This is a genomic window from Xanthomonas sp. LF07-6, assembly GCF_034105445.1.
Lineage (GTDB): Bacteria > Pseudomonadota > Gammaproteobacteria > Xanthomonadales > Xanthomonadaceae > Xanthomonas_A > Xanthomonas_A sontii.
Window position 1 is genome coordinate 783607 of record NZ_JAXGGI010000001.1, and the last position, 16068, is coordinate 799674.

Genomic DNA, 16068 nt, shown 5'->3' on the forward strand with positions numbered 1-16068 from the left:
AAAATCCCATGGCAGACATCGACGCATCCAACATCACGTTCAATCAGGCAGGTGCGGGCTCGGTTACGCGCAGCGTCATGAACAAGCTCACCGAATTCGTCAGCGTAAGAGACTTCGGTGCAGTTGGAGACAGCACCACCGATGACACTGCCGCGTTTCAACGCGCTCTGGATGCATCCAACAAGGTATATCTCCCGGATGGCGTTTATAAAGTCAGCGCCACCCTCGTCGCGCGACCGGGTCTCCACTTGATCGGATCGACGCCAGAGAACTGCAGGATCCTCAGGACGAACACGTACGGCGACACCCTGCAAGTCGGGAGCACTTCCGCGAGCGCCGGCAATGTCACGGTATCGGGAGTATTTTTCTGGCATTACTACTCGTTCAACAACGGCAATACGTATGTCCCTGGCACGTCGACCAGCGTCACCAACAGGAACACCACGGGATCGCACCTGCAAATCCTCAGCGGCCAGAATGTACGCATAACAGACTGCTGGTTCGAAGGAAACCGCAACAACATCTACATGCGCGACAGCTACAACATCTGGATCGATCGCTGCAACTTCAATGGGATATGGGATGCCAACCGCGAAGGATTGCAGGATACCGAGTGTGGCATCTACATGGATACCACCTCCAATTCCACCCGCAACGACAATATCAACATTTCGCACTGCAGGATCGGAGGCTACGGACCCAGCGAACCCACCGACGTCACCACGAATGGCGTAACGGTATCCAAGGTATTAAATGCCGGCATTCGCTTCGGCATCAGGATCAGGAGCGCGGAGCGTTTCACCATCTCGGATAACTATATCGGCGGACAAGCCGAAAACAGCATCCTGATTGAATCCAAGTCCATCGTGGCCCATGGAGAAATTCATGACAACATGCTCGATGGCGCATTTAATTACAGCATCCTCATCAGAGCGCTGAACGCATCCAGCGTTCCAAATTTCATCAACATTCACCATAACACAGGCGTAGGTTATGGCTTCGATCTTGGATTCGTGAAGGTACAGCAATTCGAAGGCGTTGCCGGCGGATGGCAAATCTCCATCAATAGCAACATCCTCCAGTACTACAGGGGATGCCCAATCTATATCGACAATGCCGTTGGCGTTTCGATATTCGGCAACCATGTATCCGCTTATAATTCGGATGGCAGCACGAACCGAGACTTGACAACCCAATCGGGGTGCTTTGTCGGCTCCGCTTCGTCCATGGTGCATTCTCATGGGAATCTATGGGGTGGCGGGATCAACAACCCATCGAGCGCCAATTACTGTCGATGGGGCATTGCATTCCAAGACAGTTCGCTAGGCACCGCATCCAACGAGCGCAGCCTGGGACTGGGCTTGGAAGGTGGAACCTTGGTTGGCGGCACGAACCAGAGCTACCCGGCCTGAAAGGTCCAGCTATCCGAGATCGTACATAGGTAGGCCGCGGAATGAAGGGCAGGCGCCAATCAGGCGCCTGCCTCTTTGATCGAACACCCGCGTTCGAACAGGGTAGGAGAACCGGGTAGGAGGCGAGTTCTGCCCCTCGTCGCCCCATCCCACTGCGCGGCCGGTCAACCGCAGCGCAGACTAGCCTGGAGCTAGACCAACCAGCTACAATGCGCGCGGCAGTGCGGGACAAAGAACGCTCTGCCGCGTCTGGAATTGAGGGACTGGGCAGCGTGCCTACTTCTTCGGCAACTCCGAATGCACCTCCCCGCTGAAACGCTCTGCCGCAAGTAGCGCGTTTCGATGAGGAGAAGACCGCGCCACGGCGCGGTTTCGTCTCTATGGTGGCCCCGTCGGCCCCTCGCGACGCTAGGTCGAAAACCCCGCCAGGGCCGGAAGGCAGCAACGGTATCGATCGACGCGGGCGCCGAGGTCAGCCGGCGGGGTTACCACCCTTCTCGACGACGAACGATCAACCTAGATCGCAAGCAGCGGCTGCGCCTGCAGAAAGCAACCGCCATCCCGGCGCGTCATTCGTTCCTGCCGTGGCGACGGCATAGAAATCCGCACGGTGGCAGGCTATGCCTGGCGCGGTCAGCCGGCGGGGTTACCACCCTTCTGTACGAAGACACGATCAACGCCTGATCGCGCGCGCTGCTATTCGCGTTGCGGCGCCTGCGCCTCCGGATGCAGCCAGCCAGCATCGCCGTCGCGATAGCGTTCGCGCTTCCAGATCGGCACGCGCGCCTTGACCTCGTCGATGACGTAGCGGCAGGCGTCGAACGCGGCGCCGCGGTGCGCAGCGACAACGCCCACCCACACCGCCAGGTCGCCGATCGCCAGTTCGCCGACGCGGTGTACGCAGCGCAGGTCGAGGATGGCGAAGCGGGCCAGGGCCTCGTCGACGATGCGTTGGCCTTCGGCCTCGGCCAGTGCGGCGTAGGCCTCGTAGTGCAGGCCGTCGACCGCGCGGCCGTCGTTGTGGTCGCGCACCCAGCCTTCGAAGCTGGCATAGGCGCCTGCCTGGGCGTGCGCCAGCGGGGCGCGCAGCGTGGCGATGTCGAGCGGTCGGTCGGCCAGCCGGAAACGCGGTTCGGTGGACATGGCTCAGCCTCCCGAGACCGGCGGGATGAACACCACTTCGCTGCCGTCGCGCACCGCCTCGTCCCAGCCGACGAAGGCGCTGTCCACCGCCACCCGCAAGCGATCCAGCGGCCAGCGCAGGCCATGGCGGGCATCGAGTTCGGCATACAGCGCGCGCAGGTTCGGCGCATCGGTATGCACCTGTTCGCGTTCCAGGCCCGCGGCCTCGCGCAGGCTGGCGAAGTACAGCACGCTCACCTGGACGCTCATGCCACGCTCCCGACGTCGCGCTTGCCGCCACGCTTGCCGACCAGCCGCACCGGGCCGATGGTCATCGCGTGGGTCAGCGCCTTGCACATGTCGTAGACGGTCAGCGCGGCGACGCTGGCGCCGGTCAGCGCCTCCATCTCCACGCCGGTGCGGTGCACGGTGCGCACCGTGCATTCGATGCCCAGCACCTGCGGCGAGCGCCAGTCGATGGCGAAGCGGCAGCCGTCGATCGGCAACCCATGGCAGAACGGAATCAGTTCGTGGGTGCGCTTGACCGCCATCGTGCCGGCGATCACCGCGGTGTCGACGATGCCGCCCTTGGCGCTGCGCAACGCGTCGGCGCGCAACTGCGCGGCCACGCGGGCGGGGAAGCGCACCTGCGCCTCGGCCACCGCCACACGCGCGGTGGCGGCCTTGGCGGAGACGTCGACCATGGTCGGCAATCCCTGCGGGTCCAGATGGGTCAGCGCCGGCGCGGCGGCGCGCGCGGACGTGGCGGAGGTCTTCTTGGTCATGGATTGCGCTGCCGCTCCCACGGCGCGATCTTCAAGCGCCGCCGGGGATCGGCGTGCCTTGGTGGAACAGCATGCGCCATTGGCCGTCGCGATACCGCCAAAGCGAACTGCGCAGCGCCTGTCGCAGCGGTTCGCCACCGCCGCTGCGCTCGCTGCGATAGCGCAGGTGCGCCAACTCCGGTTCCAGCAGCTGCACATCGATGTCGAAGGCACAGTAGCGAAATGCGCCCGACTCCGCCGCCAACGCCTGCAGCACTGCCGGCTTGTCGAAGCGGCGACCGGAGGCGCCAAACTCGACGAAGGCGTCGTCGAGCAGTTCGGCCACGCGCGCCGCCGAGGCACGCACCGCCGGCTCCAGCAATTCCAGTTCCAGCGCGACCAGCGCGCGTTGCACGGCGGCGTCCATCGCTCAACCGCCGATCAGGAACATTTCGACGTGCTTGCCGCGCGTGGCGGTCGCCGCGCCGCGCAGTTCGCTGTAGCGATCGTCGCGACGCTCCCACAGCGCACGCACGCGTTCGGCCAGCGCCTCCTCGCCCCCCGCCAGCGCCGGCCGCAAATCGGTGCCCTCGCCCGCGAACAGACAGGTGTAGAGATGGCCGTCGGCCGAGACCCGGGCGCGGTGGCAATCGCCGCAGAACGGCGCACTGACCGAGGTCACGAAGCCGATCTCGCCGCCGCCATCGGCAAAGGCGTAGCGCGCGGCGACCTCGCCCGGGTAGTGCGGCGCCAGCGCCTGCAGCGGCCAACGTGCGGCGATGCGGTCACGCAACTCGGCGGCCGGCACCACCCGCTCGCGGCGCCAGGCGTTGCAGGTGCCCACGTCCATGTATTCGATGAAGCGCAGCACATGGCCGCTGCCGCGGAAATGCGCCAACAATGGCAGCACCTGGTCGTCGTTGATGCCGCGCTGGACCACGCAATTGAGCTTGACCGGCCCCAGCCCGGCCGCGACCGCCGCGTCGATGCCCTCCAGCACCTGCGCGATCTCGCCACGGTCACCGGACAACTTCCGGAACACCGTCGGCTCGATCGCATCCAGGCTGACCGTGACCCGGCGCAGGCCGGCCTCGCGCAAGGCCTGCGCATGCCGCGCCAGCAGCGCGCCGTTGGTGGTCATGGCCAGATCGTCCACGCCGGGGATGCGCGCCAGCCGCCGCACCAGCTCGGGCAGATCGCGGCGCAGCAGCGGTTCGCCGCCGGTCAGGCGCAGCTTGTTGACGCCGTTGCGGACGAAGGCGCGGGCCACCGTCTCCAGCTGCGCGAACGACAGCCGCGATGCGGCGTCGAAGCCGTAATCATCCGGCACCTTGTCGGCCGGCATGCAGTAGCCGCAGCGGAAATTGCAGGCCTCGATCACCGACAGGCGCAGGTCGCGCAACGGCCGCCCGCGCCGGTCCGCCGGCGTCGCCGACGCGAGCGGCGGGCGCGGCAGCGCGTTCATCCCGCCGGCACCTGCGGCGCGCGCGGCGCGGCCAGCGCCACGCGCTCGCCCGGCCGCGCCACGCGGTGGCCGCGGGCGCGCAGGGCCTCGGCATCCTCGGCGCTGGCGTAGTGGTAGAGCATGGTTCGTTGCAGCAGCTCTGCGGGGTACTCCCGCTCCAGGTCGTCCACGCCAGTATGCGACGGGTTGCCGTGAAGACCGCAGTCGTGGGCCACCAGTTCGCCGTCGTCGGCATACCGGTTCAGCATTTCCGGGATCGGCCGGGTGTCCCCGCTCCACACCAGCGCGCCCTGCAGGCGCAGGCCGTAGGCGGTCTCCGGCCAGTGGTGGCGCACCGGGAACACCTCCAGGCGCACGCCCTCGTGCCAGAACGCATCGCCCACCGCGATCAGCTGGAACGCATCCCAGAAGTTGGCGCCACCCTCGGCCAGCACGTTCGGGTAGTCGGCCACGCGGCGGTGCAGCAGCGGCAGCACCGTGGCCGGCACGTACAGGCGCACCCTGCCGCGACGCTCGGAAAAATAGCTGTCCACGAACAGCCGCTCGAAGCCGGCGACGTGGTCCAGATGCACATGGGTGACGAACAGCGCCTGCGGCATCTCGCCGTAGTGCGCCTGATAGGCGGTCAGGCCCTCGCCGCCACAGTCGATGGTCAGCCACGGCCGGCCGTCGCGCTCGATGGTGGCCATCGGCGAGCCCAGCGCCACCGCCGAGGCATTGCCCACGCCCTGGAAGCGCAGCGCCCAGTCCGTCATCAGCAGCCGCGCTCCCAGGCCAGGTCGTAGGCGCGGCGCAGGCGCGCGTAGTCCTTCTCCACGGCATCGACGCTGCGCTCGCCGCGCAGCTTCAGCAGCGAACGGCGCAGCCGCTTGAGGTTGCGCTCGCGCCAGCGGGTGGCGGGAATGCGCAGCACGCCGCGGTCGAAGTCGATCAGCCAGCCGCGGCCGTTGCCATCGAACAGGATGTTCTGCGCATTGAGGTCGGCGTGGTCGAGACCGGCGCGATGGAAGCGCGCGATCAGCCGTCCCGCCTCCTCCCACGGCGCGCCGCGGCCGGCCAGATGCGCACGATCGGCCAGCGAGCGCACGCCCTCCAGCCGCTCCATCAGGATCGCCGCGCGGTAACGCAGCCCCTGGCGCAGATAACAGGCCGCCAGCGGCCGCGGCACCGGCAGCTTGCGCGCGATCAGCGCGCGCATCAGCCGGAATTCGGCGAAGCTGCGGGTGCGCTCGGCGCCGGTCCACAGGTAGCGGTCGCGGACCAGCTTGGCGACCAGCCCGCCGCGGCGGTACTGGCGCAGCACGCAGCTGCCGAACGGGGCATCGACGAACCAGGCGCCGCCGCGGCCGCCGGCATCCACCGGGCGGGCGCGTTCGCCCCAGGCGGCGGCGGAAAACAGCGCCGGCTCGGCTTGCCGCAGCCGTTCGCGGTCGAACAGAATGGCCCCGTAGCCGCGGCCCTCGCGGTACGGCGTCAGTGCTTCGGTGGCGTCGAATGCAACCATCCAGCGAGTCTAACAACACCATGCCGGCAACGCTCCCTTCGCTGTGCCTGTTGCGCCTGTCGGCGCTGGGGGACGTGACCCACGTGGTGCCGCTGGTACGGACCCTGCAACGCGCCTGGCCGCAGGCGCCGGCACTGCACTGGATCATCGACAAGGCCGGGCACAAGCTGCTCGACGGCCTGCCGGGCGTGGTCTTCCACCCGTACGACAAGCGCAGCGGCCTGGCCGGCATGCGCGCCTTGCGCCGCGCCCTGCCGGCGCAAGGCTTCGACGCGCTGCTGCAGATGCAGGTGGCGTTGCGCGCCAACGTGCTGTCGGCGTTCGTGCCGGCGCGCCGCCGCATCGGCTACGACCGCAGCCGCTCCAAGGACCTGCACGGCCTGTTCGTCAACGAACGCATCCCCGACCGCCCCGGCATCCACGTACTGGAGGCGATCGGCAGCTTCTGCGAGCCGCTGGGGCTGCGCCAGACCGAGGTGCGCTGGGACCTGCCAGTGCCCGAGGACGCCCATGCCTGGGCGCGTGCGCAATGGCCCGAGGACGGCCGTCCGGCGCTGCTGATCTCACCTTGCTCCAGCCATCAGCGTCGCAACTGGTATGCCGAGCGCTACGCCGCGGTGGCCGACCATGCCGCCGCGCAGGGCTGGCGGGTGGTGCTGTGCGGCGGCCGCAGCGACCTGGAGCGCAGCACCGCCGACGCCATCGTCGCGGCGGCGCGCACGCCGGTGCTCGACCTGGTCGGCCGCGACACGCTCAAGCAACTGCCGGCGCTGCTGCAGCGCGCCGCATTGGTGATGACACCCGACTCCGGCCCCATGCACATCGCCAACGCCATGGGCACCAAGGTGCTGGGCCTGCACGCGGCCAGCAACCCGCGCCGCAGCGGCCCGTATTCGGACATCCGCTACTGCGTGGACAAGTACGACGCCGCCGCGCGCAAGTACCTGGGCAAGCCGGCCGCGCAGTTGAAGTGGGGCAGCAAGATCGAATTCGACGGCGTGATGGAGCTCATCGCGGTGGACGATGCGATCGCCGCATTCGAGCGCTATCGCGCCGACCACGGCCACTGAGCCCGGTTGCGGCGCCCGCGGCGCCGCTCTACCATCACCGCGCGTCCTGCCGCCGACCCGGCCCGCAGGAGCCGCCGTAAGCGTTTACGTCAATCAACGCGCCAACTGCGCCGGATCCGTCCGGGGCTGTTTCCCGCCCAGGCCTGGCAGGCCGTTGGCGGGTGGCGCCTTCGATCGACCGGCTTACGGAGAGTCCGCAATGTCACGTTCCCCGCTGTTTTCCCGCAAGCTGTCCCCGCGCCATGCCGCCTGGGTGACCCCGCTGCTGCTGTCGGTGCTGATGACCTGCATCGTCTCGATGATCAGCACCCTGCGCAGCGTCGGGCTGGCGCCCGGCGTCGGCACGCTCTGGCTCGGCGCCTGGGCGCTGTCCTGGCTGGTGGCCTTCCCCACCCTGCTGCTGGTGCTGCCGCTGGTGCGGCGCCTGACCGGCCTGGTGGTCGCACGCAACTGAGGTGCGGCGCGTTCCGGGAGGCGGCAACGCCTCCCGGAACTCTGCCCTCACGCCGAGGCGTTGCGGTAGTCCTGGTAGGACTTCTCTTCCACGTAGCTGGAGCCCAGGGCCAGGTTGATTTCCTTCTTGAGCCGCGCGCGTTCGTCGTTTTCGTAGTACACGCTGCGCGCCAGCTTGATGAACTCCTCGTCGAAGGCCTGCGCCTTCTCCTTGATCCGGATCTCGTCCTCGATCACCCACAGGCGCTCGTTGACCGCCTTCAGTTCCGCGCGCAGGCGCGCCACGTCGCCGCCGGCCGCCGGATGCGCCATCCAGGTCTTTTCCAGTGCCGACAGTTCGGCACGCACATTGGCCAGCTTGCCCGGATCTTCGATGCGCTCGGACTTGATCTGCAGGATGGCGATCTTGTCGAGCAATTCGCCGAAGGACACGGGCACCAGGATTTCGGACATGGCAGACACCAAAAACAGGAGAAGGAAGAGTGTAACGGCGACGCCTTAAGCCAGCGTCGGCACACTGTCGCGAGCGCCAAAAAGCAAAAGGCCCCTGACGGGGCCTCATGCAAAACTGGCGGGAAGGGGGGATGCACTCGGTGCATGCTGCACCTCGCCCTGCGGGCGGCTGCGCCGTGCGCATCGGCTGTCGCCGATGGGTCGAACCCGCGGGGCTTCTCACCCCCCCACTCCTGCACCGATCACACTCTGCGACCGCTGGAGGGTGAGCGCGCGATGAAACTGGCGGGAAGGGGGGGATTCGAACCCCCGAGGCGCTATAAACGCCTGCCTGATTTCGAGTCAGGTACATTCAACCACTCTGCCACCTTCCCGGGTGGTCCCCGGCGGACCGGGGGCGTGCATCATACGGTCCCCGCCGCGCGCGGACAAGCGGCCAGGCGCCGAGCCCCCGCCAGCGCCCCGGCGCCGCGGGGCGATGAACCCCGCCTGCTGCGTGCTGCGCGCGGCGATTGCCTGATCCGCGCGCGACCGCGATGATGCCCATCGACCCCAGAAAACACCGGCCGGCCGCAGGCGCGCAATGATCGAATTCGGACATCTCACCCACGTCGGCCTGCGCCGCGACCTCAACGAGGACACCTACTACGGCGACCACGAACTAGGGTTGTGGCTGGTGGCCGACGGCATGGGCGGACACGCCTGCGGCGAGGTCGCCAGCGCGCTGGCGCGCGAGGCCATCGTGCGCGAAGTGCGCGGCGGCACCGCCCTGGCGCAGGCCATCCGCATCGCCGACGAGGAGATCATCCGCGCCTCGCAGCGCCGCAACGACACCCTGCCGATGGGCACCACGGTGGTGGCGGCGCGGGTCCAGGGCAACCGCTTCGAGGTCGCCTGGGTCGGCGACAGCCGCGCCTATCTGTGGCGCGACGGCAAGCTGGCCCAGCTCAGCCAGGACCACAGCTACGTGCAGGAACTGATCGCGCAGGGCGCGCTCACCGCCGAACAGGCCCGCGCGCATCCGCACCGCAACGTGGTCACCCAGGCGCTGGGCGTCACCGATCCGCAGCACCTGAACGTGGCGACGATGACCGGCGAGCTGCGCCCGGGCATGCGCCTGCTGCTGTGCAGCGACGGGCTCACCGAGGAAGTGGACGATGCCGGCCTGGCCAACGCGCTGGGCCACGACGACTGCAGCGCGCAGGAGTGCGTGGACATGCTGGTCGCCGCCGCGCTCGACGAAGGCGGCTCGGACAACATCACCGCGATCCTGGTGCGCTGCCACTGAATTCGGTGCGGCGCGGCGGCTCCGGCCGCGCAAGCCACGTCAGGGCACCGCTGGATACTGCATTCTCAACGCTCAAGCCGGCCAGGCTGCCCTGCAGGAGCAGTTGCAGCCGCGACAGGGCTTTACCGGGAACGCCCCGTCGCGGCTGACGCCGCTCTACAACAGACGTCCCACCGTCATTCGAGGTGCCCTTCAGCCGGCCACCGCGTCCACCACGACCGGTTCGGCGTCGTCCCACAGCGCGCGGCCGGCCTTCTTGCGCAGCTTCTCCAGCCGCGCCTGGTGCGCTTCCAGTTCCGAGGCCGTCGGCAACACCCGCGGCCGCGGCAGCAGCCTGGTCATGTCGAATGCCGGACCCTGCGCCGCCGCATGCGCGGCGCCGTCCTCGGCCAGGGCGAAGCCGATTTCCTCCTGGCCGGAGGTCAGCGCGATGTACACGTCGCTGAGGATCTGCGCATCGAGCAGCGCGCCGTGCAGTTGCCGGTGCGAGTTGTCCACGCCCAGCCGCTTGCACAGCGCGTCCAGCGAATTGCGCTGGCCGGGGAAGCGCTCGCGCGCCAGCAGCAGGGTGTCGATCACCGTGGCGCGATCGAGGATGCGGCCGTAGGACTCGCCCAGCCGCGACAGTTCGTAATCCAGAAAGCCCAGGTCGAACGAGGCGTTGTGGATGATCAGCTCGGCGCCGTCGATGAACTCCAGGAATTCGTCGACCACCTCGTGGAATTCCGGCTTGTCGGCAAGGAAATCCAGGGTCAGGCCGGTGACTTCCTGCGCGCCGGGTTCGAAATCGCAGTCCGGGCGCAGGTAGCGATGGAAGTTGCGCCCGCTGGGGCGGCGTTCGAGCAGTTCCACCGCGCCGATTTCGACGACACGGTTGCCCTTCTTCCATTCCAGGCCGGTGGTTTCGGTATCGAGGATGATCTGACGCATGGGACTCGCAGCGGAAAAGGAAGACAAGATCAGGTCGCGACGGCGGCGCCGCCGGCGCGCACGTGCAGGGCCTGGTTGCGCGCCAGCTGGTCGACCCGCTCGTTGTCCGGATCGCCGTTGTGGCCCTTGACCCAGCGCCAGTCGATCGTATGCCGCTGCGCGGCCGCATGCAGCCGCTCCCACAGATCGCGGTTCTTGACCGGATCGCCGCCGGCGGTCTTCCAATGCCGGCGCACCCAGCCCGGCATCCATTCGGTGATGCCCTGGCGCACGTACTGCGAGTCGGTGTGCAGCACGATCTGGCACGGCTCGTTGAGCGTCTCCAGCGCCATGATCGCGGCCATCAGCTCCATGCGGTTGTTGGTGGTGTGCGCCTCGGCGCCGGCCACCTCGCGCTCCAGTCCCTTGTAGCGCAGCAGCGCGGCCCAGCCGCCGGGGCCGGGATTGCCGAGGCAGGCGCCATCGGTATGGATGTCGACAGTCTTCATGAAACTCCGTGTTCAGATGGAAGCGACCGAGCCGCGCCAGCGGACCGGCGCGCGCAGCGGAATGGGGCCGATGCCGGCGGCGGTGCGTTTTTCCGCCTGCAGCAGGCAGACCGCGCGCAGCGGCGCGGTGGAGGTGGCCGGGCCGACGCCGCCGCGGGTCGGCCACACCGGCCCGAGATAGCGCAGTTGCTCCACGCTCGGCAGGCCGACCTGTTCGAGCAGGCCGCGCCAGCTACCTGGCGGACGCGCCACCAGGCCCTGGCGGCGCCAGCGCAGCCGGTACGGGCTCACCGCATTGAGCGCGAACAGCCACAGCCGCCCGCCCGGCATCAGGATGCGCTCGCATTCCTCCAGCAGCGCCGCCGCGTCGGCGGCGAGCACGTGCTGCAGGACGATGGCGTTGACGCTTTCCGACGGCAGCGGCAGTGGCAGCGTGCACACCAGGTCGCCGGCATAGCCGCAGGCGCTGCGGTGCAGGCGCACGCCCCGCCCCGGCAGCTCGCGCGCGGGGGGCGGTAGCGGCACCGGGGCCAGCCACAGCCAGGGCTGCGCGGGGCGCTTGAGCAAGGCGTCGAGGATCAGCGGCTGCTCGGCCTGCAGCAACGCCTGCGCCCCGGCAGTATCAAACCAGGATGAGACGTTGGCTTGACGAGGGAGCGACACGGCAGGCATGGTGCCAATTCTATGCGACTGATCGCCCTGCCCGCATTCCAGGATAACTACATCTGGGCGATCGCCACGGACGACGGGCGTGCGTTGCTGGTCGATCCAGGCCAGGCCGAGCCGGTGCTGGAGGCCGCGGCCCAAGGGCTGCAACCCGCCGCCATCCTGCTCACCCATCACCACGACGACCATATCGGTGGCGTCGCCGCCTTGCGCGAACGCTGGCCGGATCTGCCGGTGTACGCGCCGGACGACCCGCGCATTGCCGGATTTTCGTGCGAGCGGGTCGGCGATGGCGACGTCGTAAAGGTGCTGGACTGGCAGTTCGCTACCCTGGCCGTCCCCGGCCATACCCGCTCGCACCTGGCCTACGTCGGCCAGGGCCACCTGTTCAGCGGCGATACGCTGTTCAGCCTGGGCTGTGGGCGCATGTTCGAAGGTACGCCCTCCCAGATGTTGGGTTCGCTGCAGCGCCTGTCCGCCCTCCCGGGGCAGACGCTGGTCTGCTGCGGACACGAATACACCTTGGCCAATGCGGCATTCGCCGTCACGGTCGATCCCACCAACGCTGCCCTGCGGCAGCGCCATCAGGAAGCCCAGGCCATGCGTCACGCTGCCCGCCCCACCGTTCCCGTCACTCTCGCCAGCGAACTGGCGACCAATCCGTTCCTGCGCACCGCTTCGGCGGCGATCCAGCAGGCGATCGGCGCCCGGCTCGGCCGGGGGGTGTCCGACGAAGTGGAAGTCTTCGCCGAATTGAGGCGCTGGAAAGACGATTTCCGCGCATGAGGGCGCTGGCGTTGACGGCGGCGCTGACGCTGGCGATAGCGTCGGCGGCGCCCCCCGTGGCGGCGGCGACCCCGCTTGCGGCGGCACTCGAGCAGACCGTGGCTGGCCTGAACGGCCTGCCGACGGACGCGGCGGCACTGCCGCCGCCGACCACCCGTAACGGGCACGACATCCTCGCCCGCTTCCGCGACGGCCTGGCCGATGCGCGCTGCGACGCCGGCGCCACCGATGCGCGCTGGCAGCAGCAGTTCTCGCGCGCGCCGTCGCGGCTGGCCGACGAGGACGAGGACGTCCTGCCGCTGTTCGGCTACGTGGTCGACGAACTGCGTGCGGCCAACCTGCCGACCGAATTCGCGCTGATCCCGTTCGTGGAGAGCGGCTACCGCCCGGCGGCGCGCAACAGCAGCGGCCCCGCCGGCCTGTGGCAGTTCATCCCCGGTACCGCGCGCAACCACGATGTCCCGCTGGAGAACGGTTACGACGGCCGTCTGTCCGCGGTGGACTCCACCCGCGCCGCGGTGCGCTACCTGAAGACCCTGCACGGCATGTTCGGCGGCGACTGGCGCCTGGCGATCATGGCCTACAACGCCGGCGAATACCGCGTGCTGCAGTCGATGCGCCGCGCCGGCATGAACGCGCAGAACGCGCAGCCGGACAAGCTGCCCGGGCTGTCCTCGGTCACCTACGCCTACGTCGAGAAACTGCACGCGCTGGCCTGCGTGCTGGAACAGGCGCAGACCCGCGACGAATGGATGGCCTCGCTGGACCGCGACGTGCCGATCCTGCAGGCGCAGACCCTGCCCGCCGGCATGGCGCTGGACGAATGGGCGCGGCGCCAGGCGCTGCAGGGCAATCAGCTCGCCCGGCTGAACCCGGCCCTGGGCAGTGGCCGCAGCACCAAGCGCGCGCTGCCGGTGCTGGCGCCGCGCAGTCTGGGCGGCCCCGTGCTGGCCCAGGACACCGCGCCGCCGGCGCAGGACGACGCCCCGGTCGTCGCCACCGTGGCCAGCGCCGACGACACTCCCGCGCCGAACCGTGCCACGCGCGCCGGCGCACGCTCCCGCCACACGCACACCGTGCGCGACGGCGACACCGCCTGGAACATCGCCAAGCGCTACGGCATCACCGTGCAGGCGCTGCTGATGAAGAACGGCCTGTCCGCGCGCAGCGTGCTGCGTCCCGGCATGGTGCTGAGCTACGAGGACTGATCGCACTCCCGCTGCGGCGGGACGAGCTCCGGCCCATGCTGCAACGTCCGCGGATGTGTAGCCACGCTGCGGGGATGACCACCCGTTTCCTCGGCCCGATGGGCACCTACGATCAGCATGAGCGCCTGGAAGGCAGGCGTATCGCCACGTCCAGCAGCTAGCGCAACTGCGCGCACGCGCCATCGGCAACAGACTCTGTTTCGATGGCCGCCAGCAGGGACAGCGCATCGCGCCGACCAAGGTAGCGACGTAACGCGCTTGCCGCCCATTCGCGCCACTGAAGGCATGCCGGCCATCGGCAGGCGCACGTCCACACTTGCGTCAACGTTGCGCGCCTCCCCCACAGCAAATCGCACACGCCGATAAACCACGCACCTGAAACGCAACAGGCCCGGCAATGCCGGGCCTGTTGCGTGCCGCTTTGCGCTGTCGAAGCCGCGGTTACAGCTGCGATTCCTGCACGCTGATCTTGAAGTGCTTGCGCATCGCATCGACGTAGGCCTTGGCATCGGCCTCGCCTTCGATCCGCGCCAGCTGCTGCTGGAACATCGTCTGCTGCTCGGCCGGCACCTTGCTCAGGTCGCCCGGCGTCACCTTGGTGACCGCAAACAACGCATAGCGCTTGCCCACGGTGCCCGGCGCGGCAGGCAGCTCGACCTTGCCCACCGAGGGCTTGCCGTCGGCCGGCTGCGGCGCGCTGAAGATCGCCTGGCTGGCCTGCGCGCTCGGCATCGGCACGTTGCGCGGCAGACCCGGCATCGGGTTGATCTGCAGCTTCTCCGCGCCGGCCAGGGCCTGCAGGGTCTCGCCCTTGCGCAAACGCTCCAGCAGCGCATCGGCCTTGGCAGCGGCCGCCTTGGCGGTGCGGTCGGCATGCACCGCGGCCACGACCTGTTCGTGCACCTTGGCCAGTGGCTGGATCTGCTCCGGCTGGTGCTGGGTCACGCGGATCAGCACGCTGTGGTTCGGCCCCAGGTTGATCGGGTCGCTGACCGTGCCGTCCTGCACCAGGGTGTCGGAGAACGCGGCGCGCAGCACCGCCGGCTGTGCGGCGATGCCGCTGGCGGTGGCGCGCGAGAACGGCCCCAGCGTCTGCACAGGCAGGCCCACTTCCTTCGCCGCCGAAGCCAGCGCGGTCGGGTTCTTGTAGACCAGGTCCACCAGCTTGCCGCTCAGGTCGCTGAAGGCCTTCTCGCCGTCGGCCTTCAACTGCTCGCTGGCGAGCTGGTCGCGCACCTGCTCGAACGACTTGCCTTCGCCGCCCTTGACCTGGCGCAGCTGGATCACGTGATAGCCGAATTCGCTCTTGATCGGGCCGACGATCTCGCCGGGCTTCATCGCGAACAGCGCGTCCTCGAACGGCTTCACCATCACGCCCTTCTCCACCCAGCCCAGATCGCCGCCGGCGTTCTTGGAACCGGGATCGTCGGAGTTGGCGCGGGCCAGCGCGGCGAAATCGGCGCCGGGCTGCTTGGCTTCGGCCGCCAGCTTGGCCGCCTTGGCCTCGGCCGCCTTCTGCGAGGCCGCGTCCTTGCCGGCGCTGATCAGGATGTGCGAAGCCAGCCGCTGATCGGGCTCGACGAAGCGCGCCTTCTCGTCGTCGTAGCGCTTGCGCAGCGTCGCCTCGTCGGCCGGCTTGACCGGCGGCAGGCTGGCCGCGTTGAGGTCGACGTACTCGATCGTCACGGTTTCCGGCTGCTTGAAGTCGGACTTGTGCGAGTCGTACCACTGCTGCACCTGCGCGTCGCTGACCGGTGCGGTGTCGGCCGGCATTTCCGGCAACAGCGCCATCTCCACGTCGCGGGTCTCGCCCAGCATCTTCAGCAGGCGCTCGGTTTCCGGCTTGGTGGCGAACGCCGATTCGGCGATGCCCGACGGAATCACCGACTGCTGCAGCGCGTCGCGCACCAGTTGCTGGAACATGGTCGGCGTACGCGGCGGCGTGCCCGAGGCCAGAGCCAGGCGGTAGCGCTCCGGATCGAACTTGCCGTCGTTCTGGAACGCAGGCATGGAGCTGATGTAATCGCGCACCGCGGCATCGCCGATGACCACGCCGGCGCGTTCTGCCGACAGCTTCGCCACCTGCTCGTCGATCAGCTGATCGAGCAGCTTGCGCTTGTTGTCGATGCTTTCGAACGCGCGCGGATCGAAGTTCTCGCCCTGCTGTTCGCGCGCCTGGATGCGCGCCTGCTCGAAGCGGGTACGGAACTGCTCCGTGCTCACTTCGTGGTGCTGCCACAGCAGCGACACCGGCCACCACGACGGCGCCGACGACCACCACGACGGCGGCGCCTGCACCTTGGCGACATTGTTGGCACCGACGCCACCGAGGTAGCTGTTGTCGATGACGAACAGGAACGGAATCATCAACAGACCGATGATCGCGGTGGCGATCCAGCCCGAGGTCTTTTCGCGAAGTTTCTGCAGCATTGGGAACCGACGGCCTATTGGCGAGCCGC

Annotated in this window: 18 protein-coding genes, 1 tRNA gene and 1 other RNA gene; 7 read left to right on the forward strand and 13 right to left on the reverse strand. The window is 68.4% G+C overall.

Annotated features, from left to right (window positions below):
* The first annotated feature begins 8 nt into the window (after window positions 1-8).
* Together SLW56_RS03230 and ffs are read left to right on the forward strand one after the other, a co-directional pair.
* Entirely contained in the window at window positions 9-1412 is a 1404-nt protein-coding gene (locus tag SLW56_RS03230) for a glycosyl hydrolase family 28-related protein (RefSeq protein WP_320694346.1), read from the forward strand.
* A gap of 389 nt (window positions 1413-1801) precedes the next feature.
* Window positions 1802-1898, forward strand: an RNA gene (gene ffs / locus SLW56_RS03235) — signal recognition particle sRNA small type.
* A gap of 210 nt (window positions 1899-2108) precedes the next feature.
* Here the strand turns inward: ffs and SLW56_RS03240 are convergent.
* Genes SLW56_RS03240 through SLW56_RS03270 form a run of 7 tightly spaced genes read right to left on the reverse strand, consistent with a single transcriptional unit; the run spans window position 2109 to window position 6267 of the window.
* Window positions 2109-2555, reverse strand: a complete 447-nt coding sequence (locus SLW56_RS03240) for a molybdenum cofactor biosynthesis protein MoaE (protein WP_017908886.1) — start codon at window positions 2553-2555, stop codon at window positions 2109-2111.
* A gap of 3 nt (window positions 2556-2558) precedes the next feature.
* On the reverse strand, window positions 2559-2804 hold the full coding sequence (locus tag SLW56_RS03245; protein WP_017908887.1) for a MoaD/ThiS family protein: 246 nt from the start codon (window positions 2802-2804) through the stop codon (window positions 2559-2561).
* Window positions 2801-3319 (reverse strand): cyclic pyranopterin monophosphate synthase MoaC, encoded by a 519-nt coding sequence (gene moaC, locus SLW56_RS03250; protein WP_295908110.1) that lies wholly within the window; start codon window positions 3317-3319, stop codon window positions 2801-2803. Before moaC ends, SLW56_RS03245 begins: the two co-directional genes overlap by 4 nt.
* A gap of 31 nt (window positions 3320-3350) precedes the next feature.
* Window positions 3351-3725, reverse strand: coding sequence for a nuclear transport factor 2 family protein (locus SLW56_RS03255; protein WP_267093616.1), 375 nt, complete (start codon window positions 3723-3725; stop codon window positions 3351-3353).
* Between the two features lie 3 nt (window positions 3726-3728).
* Window positions 3729-4763 (reverse strand): GTP 3',8-cyclase MoaA, encoded by a 1035-nt coding sequence (gene moaA / locus SLW56_RS03260; protein ID WP_267093615.1) that lies wholly within the window; start codon window positions 4761-4763, stop codon window positions 3729-3731.
* On the reverse strand, window positions 4760-5518 hold the full coding sequence (locus SLW56_RS03265; protein ID WP_295908098.1) for an MBL fold metallo-hydrolase: 759 nt from the start codon (window positions 5516-5518) through the stop codon (window positions 4760-4762). The genes moaA and SLW56_RS03265 overlap by 4 nt, the downstream gene beginning before the upstream one ends.
* The gene (locus SLW56_RS03270) at window positions 5518-6267 is read right to left on the reverse strand and encodes a 3-deoxy-D-manno-octulosonic acid kinase (RefSeq protein WP_295908095.1); all 750 of its coding nucleotides are present in this window, start codon (window positions 6265-6267) and stop codon (window positions 5518-5520) included. Before SLW56_RS03270 ends, SLW56_RS03265 begins: the two co-directional genes overlap by 1 nt.
* 20 nt (window positions 6268-6287) lie before the next feature.
* On the opposite strand from SLW56_RS03270, the gene SLW56_RS03275 reads away from it, so the two are divergent.
* The gene (locus SLW56_RS03275) at window positions 6288-7337 is read left to right on the forward strand and encodes a glycosyltransferase family 9 protein (protein ID WP_043092950.1); all 1050 of its coding nucleotides are present in this window, start codon (window positions 6288-6290) and stop codon (window positions 7335-7337) included.
* A 199-nt stretch (window positions 7338-7536) separates the two neighbouring features.
* Window positions 7537-7791 carry a DUF2798 domain-containing protein gene (locus SLW56_RS03280; protein ID WP_043092951.1) on the forward strand — a complete coding sequence of 85 codons (255 nt, stop codon included), beginning with the start codon at window positions 7537-7539 and terminating at the stop codon, window positions 7789-7791.
* Window positions 7792-7838: 47 nt separating this feature from the next.
* On the opposite strand, the gene SLW56_RS03285 is transcribed toward SLW56_RS03280, so the two are convergent.
* Together SLW56_RS03285 and SLW56_RS03290 are read right to left on the reverse strand one after the other, a co-directional pair.
* A complete protein-coding gene (locus SLW56_RS03285; protein ID WP_017907820.1) occupies window positions 7839-8243 on the reverse strand; it encodes a DUF6165 family protein in 405 nt (134 codons plus the stop codon).
* A gap of 283 nt (window positions 8244-8526) precedes the next feature.
* A tRNA-Ser gene (locus SLW56_RS03290) sits at window positions 8527-8617 on the reverse strand.
* 209 nt (window positions 8618-8826) lie between these two features.
* Here SLW56_RS03290 and SLW56_RS03295 point away from each other — a divergent pair.
* Complete coding sequence (locus tag SLW56_RS03295) at window positions 8827-9531, forward strand: protein phosphatase 2C domain-containing protein (RefSeq protein ID WP_017907821.1); 705 nt, start codon at window positions 8827-8829, stop codon at window positions 9529-9531.
* Between the two features lie 192 nt (window positions 9532-9723).
* Here the strand turns inward: SLW56_RS03295 and dnaQ are convergent, their stop codons facing one another.
* The 3 genes from dnaQ to SLW56_RS03310 are packed head-to-tail and all read right to left on the reverse strand — an operon-like array spanning window position 9724 to window position 11621.
* Window positions 9724-10461, reverse strand: a complete 738-nt coding sequence (gene dnaQ / locus SLW56_RS03300; RefSeq protein WP_320694347.1) for a DNA polymerase III subunit epsilon — start codon at window positions 10459-10461, stop codon at window positions 9724-9726.
* A 29-nt stretch (window positions 10462-10490) separates the two neighbouring features.
* Window positions 10491-10949 carry a ribonuclease HI gene (rnhA, locus tag SLW56_RS03305; protein WP_295908087.1) on the reverse strand — a complete coding sequence of 153 codons (459 nt, stop codon included), beginning with the start codon at window positions 10947-10949 and terminating at the stop codon, window positions 10491-10493.
* A gap of 12 nt (window positions 10950-10961) precedes the next feature.
* Window positions 10962-11621 carry a hypothetical protein gene (locus tag SLW56_RS03310; protein WP_295908084.1) on the reverse strand — a complete coding sequence of 220 codons (660 nt, stop codon included), beginning with the start codon at window positions 11619-11621 and terminating at the stop codon, window positions 10962-10964.
* Between the two features lie 12 nt (window positions 11622-11633).
* Here SLW56_RS03310 and gloB point away from each other — a divergent pair, with 12 nt between their 5' ends.
* Complete coding sequence (gene gloB / locus SLW56_RS03315) at window positions 11634-12401, forward strand: hydroxyacylglutathione hydrolase (RefSeq protein WP_295908082.1); 768 nt, start codon at window positions 11634-11636, stop codon at window positions 12399-12401.
* Complete coding sequence (locus SLW56_RS03320) at window positions 12398-13609, forward strand: lytic transglycosylase domain-containing protein (RefSeq protein ID WP_295965258.1); 1212 nt, start codon at window positions 12398-12400, stop codon at window positions 13607-13609. Before gloB ends, SLW56_RS03320 begins: the two co-directional genes overlap by 4 nt.
* Window positions 13610-14050: 441 nt before the next feature.
* Here SLW56_RS03320 and SLW56_RS03325 read toward each other — a convergent pair whose 3' ends face one another.
* Complete coding sequence (locus SLW56_RS03325; protein ID WP_152237579.1) at window positions 14051-16039, reverse strand: peptidylprolyl isomerase; 1989 nt, start codon at window positions 16037-16039, stop codon at window positions 14051-14053.
* Between the last annotated feature and the right edge of the window lie 29 nt (window positions 16040-16068).

Excerpts from the sequence above, each read along its gene's own strand:
- SLW56_RS03230 (WP_320694346.1), top strand. The coding sequence starts at position 9 with ATGGCAGACATCGACGCATCCAACATCACGTTCAATCAGGCAGGTGCG.
- SLW56_RS03240 (WP_017908886.1), bottom strand. The coding sequence starts at position 2,555 with ATGTCCACCGAACCGCGTTTCCGGCTGGCCGACCGACCGCTCGACATC.
- SLW56_RS03245 (WP_017908887.1), bottom strand. The coding sequence starts at position 2,804 with ATGAGCGTCCAGGTGAGCGTGCTGTACTTCGCCAGCCTGCGCGAGGCC.
- moaC (WP_295908110.1), bottom strand. The coding sequence starts at position 3,319 with ATGACCAAGAAGACCTCCGCCACGTCCGCGCGCGCCGCCGCGCCGGCG.
- SLW56_RS03255 (WP_267093616.1), bottom strand. The coding sequence starts at position 3,725 with ATGGACGCCGCCGTGCAACGCGCGCTGGTCGCGCTGGAACTGGAATTG.
- moaA (WP_267093615.1), bottom strand. The coding sequence starts at position 4,763 with ATGAACGCGCTGCCGCGCCCGCCGCTCGCGTCGGCGACGCCGGCGGAC.
- SLW56_RS03265 (WP_295908098.1), bottom strand. The coding sequence starts at position 5,518 with ATGACGGACTGGGCGCTGCGCTTCCAGGGCGTGGGCAATGCCTCGGCG.
- SLW56_RS03270 (WP_295908095.1), bottom strand. The coding sequence starts at position 6,267 with ATGGTTGCATTCGACGCCACCGAAGCACTGACGCCGTACCGCGAGGGC.
- SLW56_RS03275 (WP_043092950.1), top strand. The coding sequence starts at position 6,288 with ATGCCGGCAACGCTCCCTTCGCTGTGCCTGTTGCGCCTGTCGGCGCTG.
- SLW56_RS03280 (WP_043092951.1), top strand. The coding sequence starts at position 7,537 with ATGTCACGTTCCCCGCTGTTTTCCCGCAAGCTGTCCCCGCGCCATGCC.
- SLW56_RS03285 (WP_017907820.1), bottom strand. The coding sequence starts at position 8,243 with ATGTCCGAAATCCTGGTGCCCGTGTCCTTCGGCGAATTGCTCGACAAG.
- SLW56_RS03295 (WP_017907821.1), top strand. The coding sequence starts at position 8,827 with ATGATCGAATTCGGACATCTCACCCACGTCGGCCTGCGCCGCGACCTC.
- dnaQ (WP_320694347.1), bottom strand. The coding sequence starts at position 10,461 with ATGCGTCAGATCATCCTCGATACCGAAACCACCGGCCTGGAATGGAAG.
- rnhA (WP_295908087.1), bottom strand. The coding sequence starts at position 10,949 with ATGAAGACTGTCGACATCCATACCGATGGCGCCTGCCTCGGCAATCCC.
- SLW56_RS03310 (WP_295908084.1), bottom strand. The coding sequence starts at position 11,621 with ATGCCTGCCGTGTCGCTCCCTCGTCAAGCCAACGTCTCATCCTGGTTT.
- gloB (WP_295908082.1), top strand. The coding sequence starts at position 11,634 with ATGCGACTGATCGCCCTGCCCGCATTCCAGGATAACTACATCTGGGCG.
- SLW56_RS03320 (WP_295965258.1), top strand. The coding sequence starts at position 12,398 with ATGAGGGCGCTGGCGTTGACGGCGGCGCTGACGCTGGCGATAGCGTCG.
- SLW56_RS03325 (WP_152237579.1), bottom strand. The coding sequence starts at position 16,039 with ATGCTGCAGAAACTTCGCGAAAAGACCTCGGGCTGGATCGCCACCGCG.